21 protein-coding genes are annotated in these 18,721 nt (G+C 70.3%); 15 read left to right on the top strand and 6 right to left on the bottom strand.

The window, feature by feature from the left end; all coding sequences use genetic code 11:
- The first annotated feature begins 40 nt into the window (after nucleotides 1-40).
- Nucleotides 41-166 (top strand): type B 50S ribosomal protein L36, encoded by a 126-nt coding sequence (gene ykgO, locus ACLBKU_RS13305; protein ID WP_017666014.1) that lies wholly within the window; start codon nucleotides 41-43, stop codon nucleotides 164-166.
- Nucleotides 167-252: 86 nt separating this feature from the next.
- On the top strand, nucleotides 253-855 hold the full coding sequence (locus ACLBKU_RS13300) for an HAD-IA family hydrolase (protein ID WP_410180035.1): 603 nt from the start codon (nucleotides 253-255) through the stop codon (nucleotides 853-855).
- A gap of 174 nt (nucleotides 856-1,029) precedes the next feature.
- On the opposite strand, the gene ACLBKU_RS13295 is transcribed toward ACLBKU_RS13300, so the two are convergent.
- The gene (locus tag ACLBKU_RS13295; protein WP_410180034.1) at nucleotides 1,030-1,377 is read right to left on the bottom strand and encodes a CC_3452 family protein; all 348 of its coding nucleotides are present in this window, start codon (nucleotides 1,375-1,377) and stop codon (nucleotides 1,030-1,032) included.
- A gap of 207 nt (nucleotides 1,378-1,584) precedes the next feature.
- Between ACLBKU_RS13295 and ACLBKU_RS13290 the strand changes: the two genes are divergently transcribed.
- The 3 genes from ACLBKU_RS13290 to recQ all read left to right on the top strand — a co-directional run bounded on the left by ACLBKU_RS13290 (nucleotide 1,585) and on the right by recQ (nucleotide 4,402).
- A complete protein-coding gene (locus ACLBKU_RS13290; protein ID WP_410180033.1) occupies nucleotides 1,585-2,136 on the top strand; it encodes a winged helix-turn-helix transcriptional regulator in 552 nt (183 codons plus the stop codon).
- A 113-nt stretch (nucleotides 2,137-2,249) separates the two neighbouring features.
- Nucleotides 2,250-2,537, top strand: a complete 288-nt coding sequence (locus ACLBKU_RS13285) for a hypothetical protein (RefSeq protein WP_410180032.1) — start codon at nucleotides 2,250-2,252, stop codon at nucleotides 2,535-2,537.
- 62 nt (nucleotides 2,538-2,599) lie between these two features.
- Nucleotides 2,600-4,402, top strand: coding sequence for a DNA helicase RecQ (recQ, locus tag ACLBKU_RS13280; protein WP_410180031.1), 1,803 nt, complete (start codon nucleotides 2,600-2,602; stop codon nucleotides 4,400-4,402).
- Here recQ and ACLBKU_RS13275 read toward each other — a convergent pair.
- From ACLBKU_RS13275 to ACLBKU_RS13265, 3 genes are all read right to left on the bottom strand, one after another.
- On the bottom strand, nucleotides 4,394-5,122 hold the full coding sequence (locus ACLBKU_RS13275; RefSeq protein ID WP_410180030.1) for a hypothetical protein: 729 nt from the start codon (nucleotides 5,120-5,122) through the stop codon (nucleotides 4,394-4,396). The genes recQ and ACLBKU_RS13275 overlap by 9 nt on opposite strands.
- Nucleotides 5,122-6,249 carry a hypothetical protein gene (locus ACLBKU_RS13270; RefSeq protein WP_410180029.1) on the bottom strand — a complete coding sequence of 376 codons (1,128 nt, stop codon included), beginning with the start codon at nucleotides 6,247-6,249 and terminating at the stop codon, nucleotides 5,122-5,124. The genes ACLBKU_RS13275 and ACLBKU_RS13270 overlap by 1 nt, the downstream gene beginning before the upstream one ends.
- A gap of 81 nt (nucleotides 6,250-6,330) precedes the next feature.
- Nucleotides 6,331-7,821, bottom strand: coding sequence for a YifB family Mg chelatase-like AAA ATPase (locus ACLBKU_RS13265; protein WP_410180028.1), 1,491 nt, complete (start codon nucleotides 7,819-7,821; stop codon nucleotides 6,331-6,333).
- A 272-nt stretch (nucleotides 7,822-8,093) separates the two neighbouring features.
- Here ACLBKU_RS13265 and ACLBKU_RS13260 point away from each other — a divergent pair, with 272 nt between their 5' ends.
- The 7 genes from ACLBKU_RS13260 (at nucleotide 8,094) to ACLBKU_RS13230 (ending at nucleotide 14,512) form a co-directional block, all read left to right on the top strand.
- Nucleotides 8,094-9,152 carry a hypothetical protein gene (locus ACLBKU_RS13260; RefSeq protein ID WP_410180027.1) on the top strand — a complete coding sequence of 353 codons (1,059 nt, stop codon included), beginning with the start codon at nucleotides 8,094-8,096 and terminating at the stop codon, nucleotides 9,150-9,152.
- A gap of 76 nt (nucleotides 9,153-9,228) precedes the next feature.
- On the top strand, nucleotides 9,229-9,363 hold the full coding sequence (gene rpmH / locus ACLBKU_RS13255; protein WP_057884309.1) for a 50S ribosomal protein L34: 135 nt from the start codon (nucleotides 9,229-9,231) through the stop codon (nucleotides 9,361-9,363).
- Between the two features lie 126 nt (nucleotides 9,364-9,489).
- A complete protein-coding gene (gene rnpA / locus ACLBKU_RS13250) occupies nucleotides 9,490-9,876 on the top strand; it encodes a ribonuclease P protein component (protein ID WP_410180026.1) in 387 nt (128 codons plus the stop codon).
- Entirely contained in the window at nucleotides 9,873-10,082 is a 210-nt protein-coding gene (gene yidD, locus ACLBKU_RS13245; protein ID WP_410180025.1) for a membrane protein insertion efficiency factor YidD, read from the top strand. Before rnpA ends, yidD begins: the two co-directional genes overlap by 4 nt.
- An 81-nt stretch (nucleotides 10,083-10,163) precedes the next feature.
- Nucleotides 10,164-11,939 carry a membrane protein insertase YidC gene (gene yidC, locus ACLBKU_RS13240; RefSeq protein WP_410180024.1) on the top strand — a complete coding sequence of 592 codons (1,776 nt, stop codon included), beginning with the start codon at nucleotides 10,164-10,166 and terminating at the stop codon, nucleotides 11,937-11,939.
- Nucleotides 11,940-11,946: 7 nt separating this feature from the next.
- Nucleotides 11,947-12,627: a ribosome biogenesis GTP-binding protein YihA/YsxC gene (gene yihA / locus ACLBKU_RS13235; RefSeq protein ID WP_410180023.1), complete on the top strand. Its 681-nt coding sequence runs from the start codon at nucleotides 11,947-11,949 to the stop codon at nucleotides 12,625-12,627.
- A 13-nt stretch (nucleotides 12,628-12,640) separates the two neighbouring features.
- Nucleotides 12,641-14,512 carry an ABC-F family ATP-binding cassette domain-containing protein gene (locus ACLBKU_RS13230; protein ID WP_410180022.1) on the top strand — a complete coding sequence of 624 codons (1,872 nt, stop codon included), beginning with the start codon at nucleotides 12,641-12,643 and terminating at the stop codon, nucleotides 14,510-14,512.
- A gap of 43 nt (nucleotides 14,513-14,555) precedes the next feature.
- On the opposite strand, the gene ACLBKU_RS13225 is transcribed toward ACLBKU_RS13230, so the two are convergent.
- Both ACLBKU_RS13225 and ACLBKU_RS13220 read right to left on the bottom strand, forming a co-directional pair.
- Nucleotides 14,556-15,368, bottom strand: coding sequence for a TerC family protein (locus ACLBKU_RS13225; protein WP_410180021.1), 813 nt, complete (start codon nucleotides 15,366-15,368; stop codon nucleotides 14,556-14,558).
- Nucleotides 15,369-15,418: 50 nt separating this feature from the next.
- Nucleotides 15,419-15,838 (bottom strand): VOC family protein, encoded by a 420-nt coding sequence (locus tag ACLBKU_RS13220; RefSeq protein ID WP_410180020.1) that lies wholly within the window; start codon nucleotides 15,836-15,838, stop codon nucleotides 15,419-15,421.
- Between the two features lie 108 nt (nucleotides 15,839-15,946).
- Between ACLBKU_RS13220 and ACLBKU_RS13215 the strand changes: the two genes are divergently transcribed.
- From ACLBKU_RS13215 to dapE, 3 genes are read left to right on the top strand one after another with little or no spacing between them, the layout of a single operon-like run.
- Nucleotides 15,947-16,609, top strand: a complete 663-nt coding sequence (locus ACLBKU_RS13215) for a glutathione S-transferase family protein (protein WP_410180019.1) — start codon at nucleotides 15,947-15,949, stop codon at nucleotides 16,607-16,609.
- Nucleotides 16,606-17,496 carry a S1/P1 nuclease gene (locus ACLBKU_RS13210; RefSeq protein ID WP_410180018.1) on the top strand — a complete coding sequence of 297 codons (891 nt, stop codon included), beginning with the start codon at nucleotides 16,606-16,608 and terminating at the stop codon, nucleotides 17,494-17,496. Before ACLBKU_RS13215 ends, ACLBKU_RS13210 begins: the two co-directional genes overlap by 4 nt.
- A gap of 44 nt (nucleotides 17,497-17,540) precedes the next feature.
- Complete coding sequence (gene dapE, locus ACLBKU_RS13205; protein ID WP_410180017.1) at nucleotides 17,541-18,692, top strand: succinyl-diaminopimelate desuccinylase; 1,152 nt, start codon at nucleotides 17,541-17,543, stop codon at nucleotides 18,690-18,692.
- Nucleotides 18,693-18,721: the final 29 nt, after the last annotated feature.

The following is an 18,721-nucleotide window of genomic DNA, read 5'->3' as shown; positions in this document are numbered from 1 at the left end:
GTCGGACCGATCCGGCGCGCTTTGCATTTGGAAAACAGCCATGAAGATCGTCAACAGCCTGAAGTCGCTGAAGGGCCGTCACCGCGACAACCGCGTGATCCGTCGTCGCGGCCGCACCTACGTGATCAACAAGACCGATCGTCGCTTCAAGGCCCGCCAGGGCTAAGCCGGCGCGGCTGCCCGCGGGGCGGCTGAGGAATTCGCGGCCCGCCTCCTCACCGGAGCGCGGGCCGCAGGCTTTTGGGGAGTTCGATGCGCAAGGCCGTGGTGTTCGATATCGGGCGGGTGCTGTTCGAGTGGCAGCTCGGCGCCCTCTTCGAGAAACTGATCGCGGACCGCGAGGAGCTCGACTGGTTCCTTGCCAACGTGGTCACCGAGGAGTGGCATTTCGAGCATGACCGGGGGCGCGCGCTCGCCGACATGGTGCCCGAGCGGATCGCGCTCTTCCCGCAATACGAAAGCCACATCCGCGCCTATGCGGAACGCTTCAACGAGACGATCCCCGGCCCGGTCGCGGGCACGCACGCGCTGGTCGAACGGCTCGCGGCCCGCGGCGTGCCGCTCTTCTGCCTCACCAACTTCGGCGACGAGTTCTTCGCCGCCTTCCGCCCGACCGAGCCGATCTTCGACCTGTTCGAGGATATCGTCGTCTCGGGTGTGGAGAAGGTTGCCAAGCCCGATGCGCGGATCTACGAGATCGTCGAGCAGCGCAGCGGCCGCAGCGGCGCGGCGCTGTTCTTCACCGACGACAACCCCGCCAACATCGCCGCGGCCCGGGCGCGTGGCTGGGACGCGCACCTCTTCACCGATGCGAAGCGCCTCGAGGCGCAGCTGGTGGAAGCGGGGCTGCTGTAGCGAGCTGCCCTTCCGCTCGCCCGTCCGGTGAGCGTGGCGATCCTTCTCCCCTTGCATCCCGCACAAAAAATCCCCCGGCCGCGCTCTGGGGATGGCGCGGGCCGGGGGTTCGTGGAGCTCCGTCCGGTGGAGAGGGGGATGGCCGGACGGAGAGGGACCGGTGTCAGGCGGCGATCAGCCGTTGCACTTGGCCAGTTCGTCGGCGGCGAGCAGCTCGCCGTTGACCTTGAACTCGGCCACTTCGCCGAACTTGCGGTTGAGGCCGCGGCACACGCGCAGCGGGCGGGCCGAGGTCTTGTTGGCGACGCAGGTCTCGTCCTTGCAGGCCCAGGCGACGCCATCGGCGACCGCGCGCACGTCGCTCGCGGGGGCGGCGAGCTTGGCGGTGTAGAAGGGCGCGCCGGCCGCTTCGACCGGCGCGGCGCCGGTGGCGACGCCAAGCATGGCGCCCGTGTAGACCAGCGCCGAGGCGAGGATGGCCAGCTTGCCGGTGCGGGGGAGGGAGAGGGTGTTGGTCATCATCGGGGTATCCTTTGCCTTTTGTTCGGGAGCCGTTGCCCCCGGGTCTCTTTCACCGTGTTTTCGCAGCGCAACATTTCGATTCGAAACCGGTTGCTATTCGCCACCTAAGCCCTTAGGTTGCGGGTTGCAACTGAAAACTGAATTTTTTTGTGAGCCGCCCAAAAAGTGGTTACACACAGCCCCGGAAGGGGAAGGGACACGAGACCTATGGGTGAGCTGAGAGAACCGCTGCGCGAACTGATCGAATGCGGCTTGCCGCAGGCGCTCGAGGTGATGGGGGAGCGCTGGTCCTTCATGATCCTGCGCGCGAGCTTCAATGGTCTCAAGCACTTCGAGGAATTTCTGAGCGAGCTCGGGATCGCCCGCAACATCCTCTCCAATCGCCTCGCCAAGCTGGTCGAGCACGGCATCCTCAAGCGCGAGCCCTGCGCCGACGACCGCCGCAAGATCGAGTATCGCCTGACCGACAAGGGGTTCGACCTGCTCCCGGCGATGCTCGCGCTGCGGCAGTGGGGTCAGAAATACGCCGTCGAGCGGGTCGTCGAGGACCCCGTGCTGGTCGACGAGCGGGATCGCCTGCCGATCGGCCCGGTCTCGATCCTCGCCCATGACGGGCGGATTCTCGGGCACCAGGACCTGTGGCTGACCCGCCCCGCCGACCTCGGCAAGCGCGCCGACGGCAGCATCGCGACTCGCGGCGCGGACCTTGCGCAGGGCGACGTGGTCGATCTCGCCAGCAAGAAGGCGAGCTTGCGCTGAGCAGGCGGGGGTTCTTCGCGGTTCTGGTCGCGGCCCTCATGCTGTCAGGATGTTCGGACGTGTCGGCGATACCTCCCGTCGGGTGCTATGCCCTCGAGGACGGCACTTGGCTGATGAGGGTGGAACCGGGCAGGATTGCGCTTCTCATCAAGGGTGATGTTCAATCGGCAGCCATCGGCCCGTGGCGCGACAAGGCAATGGGTCGCTTCGAAATCTCGCCCGGCTTTTTCCTGCATGACGCCGCCGCCAGCGCGCCCGCCGGACCGCCGCTTATGGCTCAGGGGGCGCCCGGTGCCCGGTCTGGTGAACTCACCTATCGCCGGGAAGGGGACGCGGACCTCATTCTCGTGCCGGTCGAGGCCTATGGCGAAAAGCGCGCGGTTCGCTCAAGCGCCTGCTAATCCGTCGATAGGCGCGATGCGGCGGGTGCCCATCGCGCGCCGCTTGGGCTAGGGCCGCCGCCATGAGCGCGGCCCTCCCACCCGAATGCTATGACATCCTTCACCGCACCTTCGGCTACCCCGCCTTCCGCGGGCAGCAGGAGGCGGTGATCGGCCGCGTCATGCGCGGGCAGCATACCCTCGCGCTGATGCCGACGGGGGCGGGCAAGAGCCTGTGCTACCAGATCCCCGCGCTCGCCCGCCCCGGCACCGCCATCGTCATTTCCCCGCTGATCGCGCTGATGCACGACCAGATTCGCTCCGCCGAGGCCGCCGGCATCCGCGCCGCCTCGATGACCTCGGCCGATTCGGACAATGCCGCCACGGCCGAGGCCTTCCGTAGCGGCGAACTCGACCTCCTCTACGTCGCGCCCGAACGCGCCTCAACCCCGGGCTTCCAGGCGCTGCTCGAGCGCGCGCCGATCGCGCTTTTCGCGATCGACGAGGCGCATTGCGTTTCCGAGTGGGGGCACGATTTCCGCCCCGACTACCGGACGCTGCGCCCGGTGCTCGACCGCTTCCCGGAGGTGCCGCGCCTCGCGCTCACCGCCACTGCCGACCGCGCGACCCGCGCGGACATCCTCCGCCAGCTCGGCATCCCCGACGAGGGCCTGATCGTCGCCGGCTTCGACCGTCCGAATATCCGCTACGCCATCACCCCGCGCAGCAACGGGCCGCGCCAGATCGTCGACCTGCTGCGCCGGCTCGAGGGGGCAGGGATCGTCTACACGCCGAGCCGCAAGCAGGCCGAGGAGCTCGCCGCGGCGATCGCCCGCGCGGGGCGCGAGGCCTCGTTCTATCACGCGGGCCTCGAACCCGAGCGCCGCGCCGCGGTGCAGCGCGCCTTCGTCGCCTCGGAGAACATGGTGATGGCCGCGACCATCGCTTTCGGCATGGGCATCGACAAGCCCGACGTGCGCTTCGTCATCCATGCCGGGCTGCCGAAGTCGATCGAGGCCTATTACCAGGAGACCGGCCGCGCCGGGCGTGACGGCGATCCGGCCGAGGCGCACCTGTTCTGGGGCGCGAGCGATTTCCAGCTCGCCCGCCAGCGTCTCTCCGAGGTCGAGCCCGCGCGCCTCCCCGCCGAGCAGGCGCGCCTCAATGCGCTCGCCGTGCTGGTCGAGGCGCCGACCTGCCGCCGCGCGATCCTGCTCCGGCATTTCGGCGAGCATCCCCCTGAGGCTTGCGGGAACTGCGACAATTGCCTCGAGGCGCCCAGCGTGATCGACGCGAGCGAGCTGGCGAGGAAGCTCCTCTCGGCGGTCTACCGCACCGGGCAGAGCTTCGGGATCGGCCATATCGAGAAGGTGCTGACCGGCGCGAGCGACGAGCGCATCGAATCCCGCGGCCACGACAAGCTCTCGGTGTTCGGCATCGTCGGCCGCGAGGAGGCGGCGCTGCTCCGGCCGCTCGCCCGGACGCTCACCGCGCGGGGCATGCTCGCGGTGACCGAGCACGGCGGGCTGATGCTCGGACCCGAGGCGCGCGCCGTGCTCAAGGGCGAGGCGGCGGTGACGATCGCCGAGCCTCCGGTGAGGACCCGCGGCAGCCGCCGCCGCGAGCGGTCAGGCGGAGACACCCCGAACCCGGTCGGCAACCCGCTGTTCGAGGCGCTGCGCGCCAAGCGCAAGGCGCTCGCCAGCGAGCACGGCCTGCCGGCCTATGTCATCTTCCACGATTCGGTGCTGCGCGACATGGCGCACCAGTGCCCGGAGACCCTCGGCGAGCTGGCGGCGATCCCGGGCGTGGGTACGAAGAAGCTCGAGACCTGGGGGCCGGATTTCGTCGCGATCGTCCGCGAGCACCTCGCCGCGTCAGGCTGACACCGCGATAAAGAGGCCACTCGCAGCCATCGCGACATCGACATCCGCCTCGTCATCCGATCCCGGATCTTCGCCCTCGTCGGCACCCTCGTCCTCGCCTTCGTCCGCGCCCTCGCCCTCGGCTTCGTCGGCGGCTTCATCTTCGGAGTCGTCTGCCTGCTCGGCCTCATCCTCGGCCTCATCCTCGGCCTCTGCCTCATCCTCCGCGCGCTCTTCCTCGAGGGTCGCCTCCTCCTCGACGGTGGTCTCCTCGGTCACCTCTTCGGTGGTCATCTCGCTCTCGAAGCTCGAGGATTCGACCGTCTCCTCGATCAGCGTCTCGGTATAGGAATATTCCTCGACGATGGAGACGCGGTACTCCTCGTAATACTCGGCGTAGCTGAAGCTGCCGTAGGAATAGGCGCTCCACGAGCCGAGGGTGGCAAGGTCGATCACCGCGTCGAACAGCGCGAGCGTGATGTCGGCGGCAGTGCTGTAGCCCTTGCCGCCGCGCTCGCCGGCGAACTGGAAGGCGGTGTCCCCGCGCTTCAGGTAGTAGAGCACGTGGGTGTCGACATCGATCGGCTTGGCGACGCGCCGGCCGCGGATGTCGGTGATCACGTCGCCGGGCAGGATGCCGTTCTTCGCGGCGATCCCTCTCGGGTCGGTCGAGAGCACCAGCACGCCCCTGACGTCGGGCTTGATCCCGAAGGTCGAGCGCACCTGCGGGGTGAGCTCCATCAGCGTCGCATCGATCGCGCGCGAGACGAACGGCTTGGGCAGGCTCGGGCCCTGCGCCGCGGCGGGTGGGACCGCGAGGGCTGCCCGGATGACCGGTTGCCCGAGCGTCGCCAGTGCCGCCGCCGATGCGCCGAGCAGACAGGTGCGCGCCAGGCCGCGCCCGCGAAACAGTTCCATGATGATGCCCCCCTTGTCCTTGTGCTCCGGGCCCGATGACGACGCGCATCCCCAGGCGAATCGCCGATCCGGATTAGGGGGGAGATTCGCACGACGTGCCGGCCGGTGGCAAGCCGTGGGCCGCGGCCCGCCGTCAGCGGGGCTTCTGACTCACCGAATAGGTGATGCGGATGCGCACCCAGGAGCCGAACTGCTCGCGCCCGCCGATCCGCGCCGGGCGGACCCGGAACTGCCACGAGGCGGCGAGCACCGCGCGCCCCGATCTGCGAGCCCTGCGGGCTTTCGCCGAGCAGCTGGCAGTCCTCGACATAGTAACCGTCGACGGTCCGGCGGGCGATCAGCGCCACGCCGGGGCCGTTGGCGGTCGAGAGGTAGCCGGCGAGCTCCTGGTCGGTCGGCTCGCGGTACCAGCGCGCGGCGTAGAGCGGCTCGCCATTGGCCATCGTCCCGACCCGCTCGCTGTCGCCGACGGTGCGCGGGTTGCCGGTGTCGACCGGGCCGTAGCCGCGATCGGGGTTGATGCGCGCGCCGATCTTGGGCCGGGCGCTCGGTTGGGGCTGGGGCGTGGGGGAAGGCTGCGGCGGCGTCGGCGGAGCGGGCGGCGGCGGCGAGGGCGCGGGCTGCGGGTTGAGCAGCAGCGGCGAGGGTCGGGCGGGCTGCTCGGGCGCGGTAACCGGCGGGCTCTCCCGCGGGGTCTCGGCCTGGCTCGTCTCCGGCGGCTGTTCCTCTGGGTCGGGCGGGGCGGCGAACTCGACCGACTTGAAGGTGGTGACCTCCTCCTTCCCGTCCTCGTCCCCGACGATCTTCGCGCCGAGCGTCAGGAGCAGGACGAGGATCAGCCCCTCGAGCGCCAGCGCGATCCCCAGCGCCGCGAGCTTGCGCCGCCGCGAGGCATCGCGCACCGCCGCCACCAGCGCGGCGAGCCCGCGCGGCGCCTGGTCGTCCACCATCGCTGAAGGATTGTCGGGTATCGCCACTGCGCCTTCGATGAGGCCGCCGGCGAGAGGGGGTGCGGGGCCTTGTGCTGTCCCTTAGCCCGTCATCAGCCGATAGGATAGCGCCTCGGCGATGTGGACGCGCCCGACCGTGTCCGCCTCGGCAAGGTCGGCGATGGTCCGCGCGACCCGCAGCATCCGGGTGTAGCCGCGCGCCGAGAGCCGCAGCTTCTCGGCCGCCTGCATCAGCAGCTTGCGCCCGGCCTCGTCGGGCGCGCCGAAGGCGTCGAGCTTCTCGCCCTCGAGCTCGGCATTGGAGCGCACGCCCCGCGTGGTCGCCCTCGCGCGCGCGGCGGCAACCCTGCGCGCGACCTCGGCGCTGCCCTCGGCGGGCGGGGGGAGCGCCATGTCGAGCGCGCTCACCGCGGCGACGTGGACGTGGAGGTCGATGCGGTCGAGCAACGGGCCGGAGAGCCGCGCCTGGTAGTCGCCGACGCAGCGCGGGTACTTGTTGCAGTTCCTCGCCGGATCGCCCGCATAGCCGCAGCGGCACGGGTTCATCGCCGCGACCAGCTGGACCCGCGCGGGGAAGGTCACATGGGCATTGGCCCGCGCGACGTCGACTGTCCCGGTCTCGAGCGGCTGGCGCAGCGAATCGAGGACAGGGCGCTGGAACTCGGGGAGCTCGTCGAGGAACAGCACCCCGAGGTGTGCGAGGCTGACCTCTCCGGGGCGCACCTTGAGCCCGCCGCCGGTCAGCGCCGCCATGCTCGCGGAATGGTGCGGGGCGCGGAACGGGCGGGCGCGGCTGATCCGGCCCGATTCGAGCGTGCCCGCGACCGACTGCACCATCGACACCTCGAGCGCCTCGGCGGGGCTCAGCGGCGGGAGAATGCCGGGGAGGCACGAGGCGAGCAGGCTCTTGCCCGAGCCCGGGGGGCCGACCATCAGCAGATTGTGCCCGCCCGCCGCCGCGATCTCGAGCGCGCGCTTGGCGGTCTCCTGCCCGCGCACCTGCCTGAGGTCGTTGCCGGACACCGACTCGGCGACCTTGCCGCGTTCGGGCTCGGGGAGGACCAGCGAGCCCTTGAGGTGGCCGAGCAGGCTGACGAGGTCGCGCGGCGCGAGCACCGGCACGCCGCTCGCCCAGCGCGCCTCCGGGCCCTGTTCGGCGGGGCAGATCAGCCCTGCGCCGACCTCGCTCGCATGGAGCGCGGCGATCAGCACCCCGGGGCTCGCCACCACCCGCCCGTCGAGCGCAAGTTCGCCGACCGCGATCCAGTCGCCGAGCTGCTCGGCGTCGGTCACGCCCATTGCCGCCAGCAGCGCGAGGGCGATGGGGAGATCGTAGTGCGATCCGTCCTTGGGGAGGTCGGCGGGGGAGAGGTTCACGGTGATCCGCTTGGGCGGCAGCGCGAGGCCCATCGCGGCGAGCGCCGACTGCACCCGCTCGCGGCTCTCGCTCACCGCCTTGTCGGGGAGGCCGACGACGGTGAAGCGCGGCAGGCCCGGCGCGACCTGGCACTGCACCTCGACCCCGCGCGCCTCGAGCCCGAGGTAGGCAACCGTCCTCACCAGCGCGACCATGCTGCCTGCCCCCCGAACTGCCCCGAGGCCGATTGTGCAGTCTTCCGAGGGGCTTGTCGAGCGCCGAGCGCCCTGCGGGCAAGTTGACGAAAGTCATTCGCTTTCGGGCTTTGGGCGCGAACCCTGTCGGAGCCGCCCTCAGCCGATCCAACAGTTGGAATTCGCGCATCAACCAGCCCGCGCCCCCAAGCGACCTACGCAGCACCACGCAGGCAATTCGTAAGGATAAATCTTCGCGATTTCGCAGCCCCGCCCGGGCGAGACAGGCTGCGATGTTCCGCACCCTCGCCCCCCTGCTGCTGACGGCGCTCGCGCTGCTCCTTCCCGGTGCGGCGGCGCTCGCGCAGACCGCCCCGAGCGGCGCGCGGATCGTCTCGACCATCAGCTGGGTCGAGGAATGGGACCCCGCCACCCGAAGCTGGGTGCGCATCGAGGAGGCCCCCGCGAGCCTCGCCCGCGCAAGCTACGACAGCACCTCCACCCCGGTCACTACCATCGGCGTCAGCCGCAGCGGCAACACCCTCGTCACCGAGACGATCCGCGAAGCCGAGCCGGTGCGCTTCATCGCCGCCCGCGCGCGGCCGGACCTGCAATCCGCCGGGATCGCCCGCTTCGGCCCGTTCCGCGTGCTCGACAGCCGCCACGCCGCGCTCGTCGATGCGACCGACGCCGCCTCGCCGCAGGCCTTCGCGGCGATGTTGGCCGCCTATCCGGACCTCGCGGTGCTCGAGTTCCTCGACGCGCCGGGCACCAGCCACGATCTCGCCAACCTCCGGCTCGGCCGCGCGATCCGCGCCGCGGGCCTCGCCACCCACGTCCCCGCGGGCGGCTCGGCGCGCTCGGGTGCGGTCGAGCTGTTCCTCGCCGGCACCCACCGCAGCGTCGATCCCGGCGCGCTCTTCGCGGTCCATTCGTGGCGCGATGCGCTCGGCCGCGAGCCCGCCGACTTCGCCCCCGACGCGCCCGAGAACCGGCTCTACCTCGATTACTACGCCGAGATGGGCATGACCCCCGCGCAGGCCCGCGCCTTCTACGCGATGACCAACTCGGTGCCCCACGCCGGGGCGCGCTGGATGGAGGGCGCGGAAATGGCGCGCTGGATCGAACCCGAGCCGGAAAGCCCGCGCCTCGCCGGAACCCGCGCGATCGCGCAGGACCTCGCGAGCCCGCTGCGCGCCGCGCTGGCCCGCTCCGGCGCGGTCCTCAAGGTCTCGCTCGAGCGGCTCGCGGCGAGTGCGCCCGAAGCCGCGCCCGCCGAGCCGCCCGCCCCCCGGCTCGCCTATGCCTTCGCGGCTGCGGGTGCGCTTGACTCGCCCGCCTCTTTCCCATAACGGCCCCGGTCTGTTTTGCGGCTCGCTTCAGGGTGAGCCCCGGCCTTGCGTGCCGGTCAGTTTTCTCGAGGATGATATGAAGCGTACCTTCCAGCCCAGCAATCTCGTGCGTGCCCGTCGCCACGGCTTTTTCGCGCGCAAGGCGACCCCGGGTGGCCGCAAGGTGCTCCGCGCCCGCCGCGCCCGCGGCCGCAAGAAGCTCTGCGCGTGATTTTCGGCGCACCCGCATCCGCGGGTGCGATATCCTCGCTCACACGGCCTGAAGGCCGCGTCGCTGCGGGCGGCCGTTCGGCCTTGCGGGCTCCCTTCGGGAGCCCGTTTGTCGTATCTTGACCCTGTGATTTCAGTCCTCACCAAGCGCGCGGACTTTCTCGCCGCCAACTCCGGCACCCGCAACGCGCGCGCCGGGTTCGTGCTGCTCACCCGGCCTAACGAGGGACAGGGCATCCGCTTCGGCATCACCGTCACCAAGAAGATCGGCAATGCCGTCGTGCGCAACCGCATGAAGCGGCGCTTCCGCGAGCTGCTGCGCGCCGCGCTTCCCGCGCAGGGGCTGCCCGACCACGATCACGTGCTGATCGGCCGCGCCGGCGGGATCGAGCGCGACTTTCACCTGATGGCCGAGGAACTGGCGAAGGCGCTCGAACGCGCGCGCGAGGGACGCGGCGATCCGGCGGGCGGGCGGCGTCCGCGCAAGGGTAACCGGGGGAGCAAGGCGCGATGAAACAGCTGCTCATCCTCGTCGCGCGCGGCTGGCAGCTCGGGCCTTCGCGCCTCCTCCCGCCCTCGTGCCGCTACTCCCCCTCGTGCAGCCAATACGCGATCGAGGCGATCGAGCGATACGGCGCACTCAAGGGTGGATGGATGGCCTTCAAGCGGCTAATGCGCTGCCATCCCTGGGGCGGTCACGGTCACGACCCGGTTCCCTGAGGCCATTTCGCCGGGGGCTGGATTCGCACCGTTCTATCCCCATAATACACCGACCCGTCGCATTCTTCGAAGAGAGCATCCTTGGACAACCGCAACCTCCTCCTCGCCGTCGTGCTTTCGGGCCTGCTCATCCTCGGGTGGGACGTGGGGATGCGCTACTTCTATCCCGATGCCGCGCTCTCGGGCCAGGCGAGCTCGCCGACCGCGACCAAGTCCGCCGCCGCGGCGCAGGGCGCGCCCGCCGCGCAGGCCGGGTCCGCGGCCGCCGGGACGGGGAGCATCGGGACCGACGGCGCGGCGCGCAAGGTCGACCTCAAGACCGCGCTTTCTGGCGGCAACCGCGTGGCGATCGACACCCCGCGCCTCGCCGGCTCGATCAACCTCGTCGGCGCGCGGATCGACGATATCGTGCTGAAGGACTACCGCGAGACGGTGAAGAAGGATTCGGGCCCCGTGCGCCTGTTCGCGCCGGAGGGGACGCCGAACCAGTATTTCGCCGAGTTCGGCTTCATCGCCGGCGGGGTGCGCCAGCCCTCCAACACGCTGTGGCAGGCCGACGGGGCGAAGCTCACGCCGAGCACCCCGGTGACGCTGAGCCGCACCGACGCGAACGGGATCACCTACCGCATCCGCTTCGCGGTCGATGCCAACTACATGATCACCGCCAGCCAGAGCGTCACCAACGCCAGCGCCAACGCCGCGATCGTCCAGCCCTTCGCGCTCATCAAGCGCACCGACAAGACCGCGACGATCGACCAGTTCGCCTCGCACTCCGGCCCGGTAGGGGTGTTCGGCGACACGCTGTGGGACCCGCATTCCTACAAGGAGCTCGCCGAGCTCGGCTCCGACAAGGGCGAGGGCAAGCCCGACTGGCTCGGCTTCGTCGACCAGTACTGGCTCGCCGCGCTGATCCCGGGTGACGGCAAGGGCAACGTCTCGGTCGATGACGCGGGCTTCCGCTCGCTGGGCAAGGACCTGTTCCGCACCGACCTCCTCTACAGCGCGACGACCATCCCCGCGGGCGGCAGCCTGACGCAGGAAACCCGCCTGTTCGCGGGCGCCAAGGAGAGCGAGACGCTCGACCGCTACGAGGAGAGCGGCATCACCCGTTTCGGCCTCGCGATCAGCTGGGGCTGGTTCTGGTTCTTCGAGAAGCCGATCCTGTGGCTGCTGCGGCACCTCAACAGCCTCGTCGGCAATTTCGGCGTCGCGATCATCCTGCTGACCGTCATCATCCGCGGCCTGATGTTCCCGGTCGCGCAGAAGGGCTTCGCCTCGATGGCGGCGATGAAGGCCGTGCAGCCGAAGATGAAGGAGATTCAGGAGCGTTTCGCCGACGACAAGCAGCGCCAGCAGCAGGAGATCATGAAGCTCTACAAGGAGGAGAAGGTCAATCCGCTGTCGGGCTGCCTGCCGATGCTGATCCAGATCCCGGTGTTCTTCGCGCTCTACAAGGTGCTCGTGCTGGCGATCGACATGCGCCACAAGCCCTTCATCGGCTGGATCCACGACCTCTCGGCGCCCGATCCGGCGCACATCCTCAACCTGTTCGGGATGCTGCCCTACCAGGTGCCCGCGGGCTTCCTCGCGATCGGGCCGCTCGCGGTGCTGCTCGGGATCACCATGTGGCTGACCTTCCGCTTGAACCCTTCCGCGATGGACCCGGTGCAGCAGCAGATGTTCGCGATCATGCCGTGGATCCTGATGTTCGTGATGGCACCCTTCGCGGCCGGCTTGCTGCTCTACTGGGTGACCTCGAACCTGCTCACCGTCGCGCAGCAGAGCTACCTCTACTCGCGCCACCCGCAGCTGAAGGCGGCGAACGCGGCGGCGGCCGCGAACGCGAAGAAGACCTAGCGGGCCGATGGTGGACGAGGCGCAGCAGCTGGCCCGCGAGGAGGCGGCATCGAAGCTCTTTTCCGGGCCGGTCGACTTCCTGCGTTCCGCGCCGCAGCTGCAATTCCTGCCCGATCCGGCGGTGCCCGAGATCGCCTTCTGCGGGCGCTCGAACGTCGGCAAGTCCTCGCTCCTCAACGCGCTGACCGGCAGGAAGGCGATCGCCCGCGCCTCGGTGACGCCGGGGCGGACGCAGGAGCTCAATTTCTTCGACGTGGGCCGCCCCGAGGAAGAGGGTGCGCTGCCGCTGTTCCGGCTGGTCGACATGCCCGGCTACGGCTTCGCCAAGGCGCCGGTGAAGGTGGTCGAGAAGTGGAAGGCGCTGGTCAATTCCTACCTGCGCGGGCGGCAGGTGCTGGCGCGCACGCTGGTGCTGGTCGACAGCCGCCACGGCCTCAAGGACGTCGATCGCGAGATGATGACGATGCTCGACAAGGCCGCGGCGGGCTACCGGATCGTCCTCACCAAGACCGACAAGATCAAGGCGAGCGAGCTCGCCGCCGTCGCGGAAAAGACCGCCGCCGAGGCGAAGAAGCACGTCGCGGCGCATCCCGAGATCCACCTCACCAGCTCGGACAAGGGCATGGGGATCGCAGCCTTGCGCGCGGCGGTCGTCGCCGACGCGCTGGGCGAGGGCTGGCCCGGCTAGACGCTCGCCCGCCATGCTCACCATCGACAACATCACCGTGCGGCTCGGCGGGCGGGCGATCCTCGAGGGCGCCAGCGCGACCATCCCGGTCGGCGCGCGGGTCGGGCTGATCGGCCGCAACGGCGCGGGCAAGTCGACGCTGATGAAGGCGCTGATCGGCGAGATCGAGCCCGACGCGGGCGAGATCAGCAAGCCCGCCCGCACCCGGATCGGCTACATCGCGCAGGAGGCCCCGCACGGCAGCATGACCCCCGAGGAGGTCGTGCTCGCCGCCGCGACCGAGCGCGCCGCGCTCCTCGCCGAGCTCGAGACCTGCACCGACATGGACCGCATGGGCGACATCCACGAGCGCCTGCTCGCGATCGACGCCTACTCCGCCCCCGCGCGCGCGGCGAAGATCCTCTCCGGCCTCGGCTTCGACGAAGCGATGCAGCAGCGCCCCGTCGACAGCTTCTCGGGCGGGTGGAAGATGCGCATCGCCCTGGGCGCGCTGCTGTTCTCCGAGCCCGACATCCTGCTCCTCGACGAGCCCTCGAACCACCTCGACCTCGAGGCGACGCTGTGGCTCGAGAACTTCCTCAAGTCCTATCCCGCGACGCTCCTCGTCATCAGCCACGAGCGCGACCTTTTGAACAAGGTGGTCGACCACATCCTCCACCTCCAGGGCGGGCAGCTGACGCTCTACTCCGGGGGCTACGACGCCTTCGAGGCCCAGCGTGCCGAACGCGCCGCGCAGCTCGCCGCCGCGCGGGCCGCGCAGGAGGCGCAGGCCGCGCGGCTCAAGGACTACATCGCGCGCAACTCCGCCCGCGCCTCGACCGCCAAGCAGGCCCAGTCGCGCGCCAAGATGCTGGCGAAGATGCAGCCGATCGCCGCGCTGATGGAAGACCCCTCGCTGAGCTTCGACTTCCCCGATCCGGCGGAGATGAAGTCGCCGATGATCACCCTCGAGCACGCCGCGGTCGGCTATGGCGCGGCGCCGCCGATCCTCAAGCGCCTCAACTTCCGCATCGAGGCCGACGACCGCATCGCGCTGCTCGGGCGCAACGGCAACGGCAAGACCACGCTCGCGCGCCTGCTCGCCGCGCAGCTCCCGCCCGCCGAGGGCGCGGTCAACCTGCCGGGCAAATTGAAGGTCGGCTACTTCACGCAGTACCAGGTCGAGGAACTGGCGGGCGCCGACACTCCGCTGGGTCTCATGACTCGCGCGATGGAGGGGCAGTCTCCGGCGGCGGTGCGCGCCCAGCTCGGGCGGTTCGGCTTCTCGGGCCCGCGCGCCCAGCAGCGGGTCGACAAGCTCTCGGGCGGCGAGCGCGCGCGGCTCGCGCTCGCGCTCATCACCCGCGACGCGCCGCACCTCCTCATCCTCGACGAGCCGACCAACCACCTCGACGTCGATGCGCGCGAGGCGCTGATCCAGGCGCTGAACGGCTACTCGGGCGCGGTGATCCTCATCAGCCACGACCGCCACATGGTCGAGCTGACCTCCGACCGGCTGGTGCTGGTCGATGGCGGGACGGCGCGCGAATATGATGGGAGCATGGAGGACTACATCGACTTCATCCTCGGCCGGAATCAGCCCAAGGCGGAGCGCGCGGGCGGCGCCGGAAAGGCGAAGCCGGGGCGCGGTCCCAACGCCGCCGCGGAACTGCGCGCGGCGCGCTCGGACCTGACCAGGGCCGAGACCGCCATCGCCCGCCTCACGCAGGAGGTCGAGGCGCTCGACGCCGAGATCCTCGCGCTGAGCGGCAGGCCGGGCGGCCCGGCGGGCGGCGCGATGCAGGCGCTGCTGACGAAACGCGCCCGCGCCGCCGACAACCTCGCCACCGCCGAGGAAGCCTGGCTCGCCGCCGGCGCGCTGCTCGAGGAGCTCGAGGCGGCCTGACCCGGGGCGTGGTGACGTCAAAGGGAGCGTGTGCCTTGGGCCCTCACCCCTTCGCCAGCCGCCGGCGGCGGTTGCGCTGCACCATGTTGAGCAGTTCGACCGTCACCGAGAAGGCCATCGCGGCGTAGATGTAGCCCTTGGGCACGTGGAAGCCGAAGCCGTCGGCGATCAGGACCAGGCCGATCATCACGAGGAAGGCGAGCGCCAGCATCACCAGCGTCGGGTTCTTCTCGATGAATCGCGCGAGCGGGTTGGCCGCGACCAGCATGATCCCGACCGTGATGACGACCGCGGCGACCATGATCGGGATGTCGTCGGTCATGCCCACGGCGGTGAGGATCGAATCCACCGAGAAGACGAGGTCGATGGCGATGATCTGCGCGATCACCGCACCGAAGCTCGCCGTGGCGGCGTTGGCGGCGCCCCCTGCCACTCTCGGCGTCTTGTCGAGGAGGTCGCCCGAGGCATCCTCGGGCTCCATCGCGTGATGGATCTCCTTGGTCGCCTTCCACAGCAGGAACAGCCCGCCTGCGAGCAGGATCAGGTCGCGGCCCGAGAAGGCGGTCTCGAAGCTCGGCTCGCCGGTGGTGGCGCTCGGCGGGCCGACGAGGCCGAGGTCGAAGAGCGGCTGCTTGAGCGTGACGATCCAGCCGATCAGCATGAGGAGGCCGATGCGCATCACCAGCGCGAGCAGCAGCCCGGTCCGGCGGGCGCGCTCCTGCTGCTCGGGCGGGAGCTTGTTCGAGAGGATCGCGATGAAGATGAGGTTGTCGACCCCGAGCACCACCTCGAGCGCGATCAGGGTGAGGAGCGCGAGCCAGGCGGCGGGGTCGGAGAGAAGCGCGACGATGTCCATGCCCGGCTTGTGCAGCACGCGCACCATCGGGGCAAGCGGCGGCGGGGGGCTCAGGTGGCGAAGAGTTTTCCCATGTCGGCGAAGGCCTTGAATTCGAGCGCATTGCCGCTGGGATCGCGCAGGAACATCGTCGCCTGCTCGCCCGGCTGGCCCTTGAAGCGGATCGTGGGCGCGATGACGAAGTCGCAGCCGCCGGCGGTGAGGCGCGCGGCGAGGGCCTCCCAGGCTTCCATCGTCAGGACGAGGCCGAAGTGGGGCACGGGGACGCCGTGGCCGTCGACGTGGTTGCTGGCGCGGTCCCCGGCCTGCCCTGGCGCGAGGTGGGCGACGATCTGGTGACCGTGGAAGTCGAAGTCGACCCACTCGTCCGACGAGCGCCCCTCCGCGCAGCCCATCACCTCGCCATAGAAGCGGCGCGCGGCGGCGAGGTCGTCGACCGGGAAGGCGAGGTGGAAGGGGGGCAGGGTCATGGGCTTGTCCTCGGATTACCGGCCTGCGTTAGACCGTTCAGCCTCGACAGGGGAAGCCTGAATTCCTAGGGGAGCCACGCAAGGCATACGCAGGTGGAGCGCGCCGCAATGAAACTCATCATCGGCAACAAGAACTATTCGAGCTGGTCCCTGCGCGGCTGGCTCGCGGTCAAGCAGTCGGGGCTCCACTTCGAGGAGCTGACCGTGCCGATCATGGGCGAGGAGTGGGACCGTCTCAAGGAGGAGATGGGCGAGGTCCAGCCCTCCTCCGGCAAGGTGCCGATCCTGTGGGACGGCGACACCGTGGTGTGGGACAGCCTCGCTATCCTCGAATATTGCGCCGACAAGGTCGGGCGCGAGCGCTTCTGGCCGCGGCAGGAGAGCGCGCGCGGGATGGCCCGCGCGATGGTCGCCGAGATGCATTCGGGCTACGTCTCCTTGCGCAAGGAGCTGCCGATGAACATCCGGCGGCGCGTCGAGCTTCCCGGCCTCTCCGAGCAGACCCGCGCCGACATCGTGCGCATCCTCACCCTGTGGGCCGAGGCGCGCGCGCGGCACGGCAGCGCGGGGCCCTACCTGTTCGGAACCTTCGGGGCGGCCGACATCTTCTATGCTCCGGTGGTGACGCGTTTCGTCACCTACGGCATCGGCGTTCCCGGCTTCGCGCAGGCCTATATGCAGGCGATCTGGGAGCACGACTGGATGGCCGAGTGGATCGGCGCTGCACAGGAGGAGGAATGGGTGATCGAACAGTTCGAGCGGGTGCGATGAGGCGGCTGCTCGCCCTCATCGCGGTGCTGGCCGCGCTGCTCGCGCCCGCGCAGGCCGGGGCCTGGGGCGCCTACGCCCATCGCCAGACCGCGAGAATCGCGATGGCCAACGTCTCGCCGGAGGTGCGCGCCAAGGTCCGCGCGCTGCTCGCCCACGAGAAGGAACTGGGCACGCCGCAATGCCCCTTGAAGACGCTCGAGGACGCGGCGGTCTGGGCCGACTGCCTGCGCGGCGAGGGCTGGCGCTGGGGCTACACCTTCGCCTGGCATTATCGCACCGCGCCGATCTGCGAGGTCTTCGATCCGCGCTCGAACTGCGCGGGGGGCAATTGCGTCACCGCGCAGATCACCCGCGCGCACCGCATCCTCGCCGACGAGAGCCTGCCCGCCGCGGTGCGGCTCGAGGCGCTCGCCTTCATGGTGCACTTCGCGGGCGACGTGCACATGCCGCTCCACTCGGGCGACAACGAGGACAGGGGCGGCAACGACCGCGAGGCCGATTACGGCATCGTCCCCGGCCTCAACCTGCACTGGATCTGGGACGGCCCGCTCGCCGAACGCGCGATCAGCGATCCGGCCGACCCGGTGGTGCGCCGCTATGCGCCCGCCGAGCGCGCGGAACTCGGCGGCGGCACGCCCGACGACTGGGGCCGCGAGAGCTGGGAGATCGCGCGGAGCTTCGTCTATCCGACCGCCTTCGACACCGAGAACCTGTGCGACGGGACGCTGCCGAAGAAGACCGCGCTGACGCAGGAGGACATCGTGCGCGGCGTGCCGATCGCCAAGCGGCGGGTGCAGCAGGCGGGCCTGAGGATCGCAGGGCTGCTCGAAAGCGCCTTCGCGCCCGGGCCGCTCGCAGTGCCGGACGAGCGGCGGCGCGGGGGCTAGCGCGGCTTGCGCTCCCGCGAACGGCTGCTAACCCTCTCGCGCACATGACCGACGCCCTCGACCTTGCCAGGCGCCTGATCGCAGCGCCCTCCGTGACGCCCGCGACCGGGGCGGTCTTCGACGCGCTCGAGGCGATGCTGGTGCCGCTGGGTTTCCAGGTCCACCGCTTCACCCGCGGCGCGGGGCCCGAGGGCTCGGACGAGGCGCCGGTCGAGAACCTCTTCGCGATCCGGCCCGGCCCCGCAGGCGCGCGCCACTTCGCCTTCGCCGGACACCTCGACGTCGTGCCGCCGGGGGAGGGGTGGGCCTCGGACCCCTTCGCGCCCGAGGTGCGCGGGGAACTCCTCCACGGTCGCGGGGCGGTCGACATGAAGGGGGCGATCGCCGCGATGGTGGCCGCCGCCGCCGAGGTGCCGCAGGATGCCGGGACGGTGAGCTTCATCATCACCGGCGACGAGGAAGGCCCCGCGCTCCACGGCACCCGCGCGCTGATCGACTTCATGGCGGCCGAGGGCATCCAGCCCGACCTCTGCCTCGTCGGCGAGCCCACCAGCGTGAACCGCCTCGGCGACATGGTGAAGATCGGGCGGCGCGGCTCGGTCAACATCTTCATCGACGTCGAGGGGACGCAGGGCCACGTCGCCTATCCGCACCTCGCCGACAATCCGCTGCCCAAGCTCGTGGCGATCCTCGCCGAGCTCGACGCGCTGACGCTCGACACGGGCACGAAGTGGTTCCAGCCCTCGAACCTCGAGATCACCGACATCAACGTCGGCAACCGCGCGCACAACGTCATCCCGGCGGCGGGCAGCGCGCGCATCTCGATCCGCTTCAACGACCTGCACACCGGCAAGAGCCTCTCCGACCGCGTCTGCGCGATCGCCGCAAAGCACGGCGGCAGAGCGCGGCCGATCATCTCGGGCGAGCCCTTCCTGACCGAGCCGGGGGCCTTCTCCAAGCTCGTCGCCGCCGCGGTCGAGGCCGAGACCGGGCTCGTCCCCGAACTCAGCACCACCGGCGGCACTTCCGACGCGCGCTTCCTGCGCGCGGTCTGCCCGGTGATCGAATTCGGCCTCTGCAACGCGACGATGCACAAGCGCGACGAGGCCGTGGCGGTGCCGGACCTCGCGGTGCTCGCGCGCATCTATGCCCGGATCGCGCGCGCCGCGCTGGCCCTCGCCGAACCCCAGGACTAGCGCCGGGACAGGCGCGGGAGAGAACCACA

Source organism: Erythrobacter sp. NE805 (assembly GCF_046452355.1).
GTDB lineage: Bacteria > Pseudomonadota > Alphaproteobacteria > Sphingomonadales > Sphingomonadaceae > Erythrobacter.
Note: the sequence above shows the minus strand (reverse complement) of the source record. Positions and strands in the feature narration are given on the sequence as shown.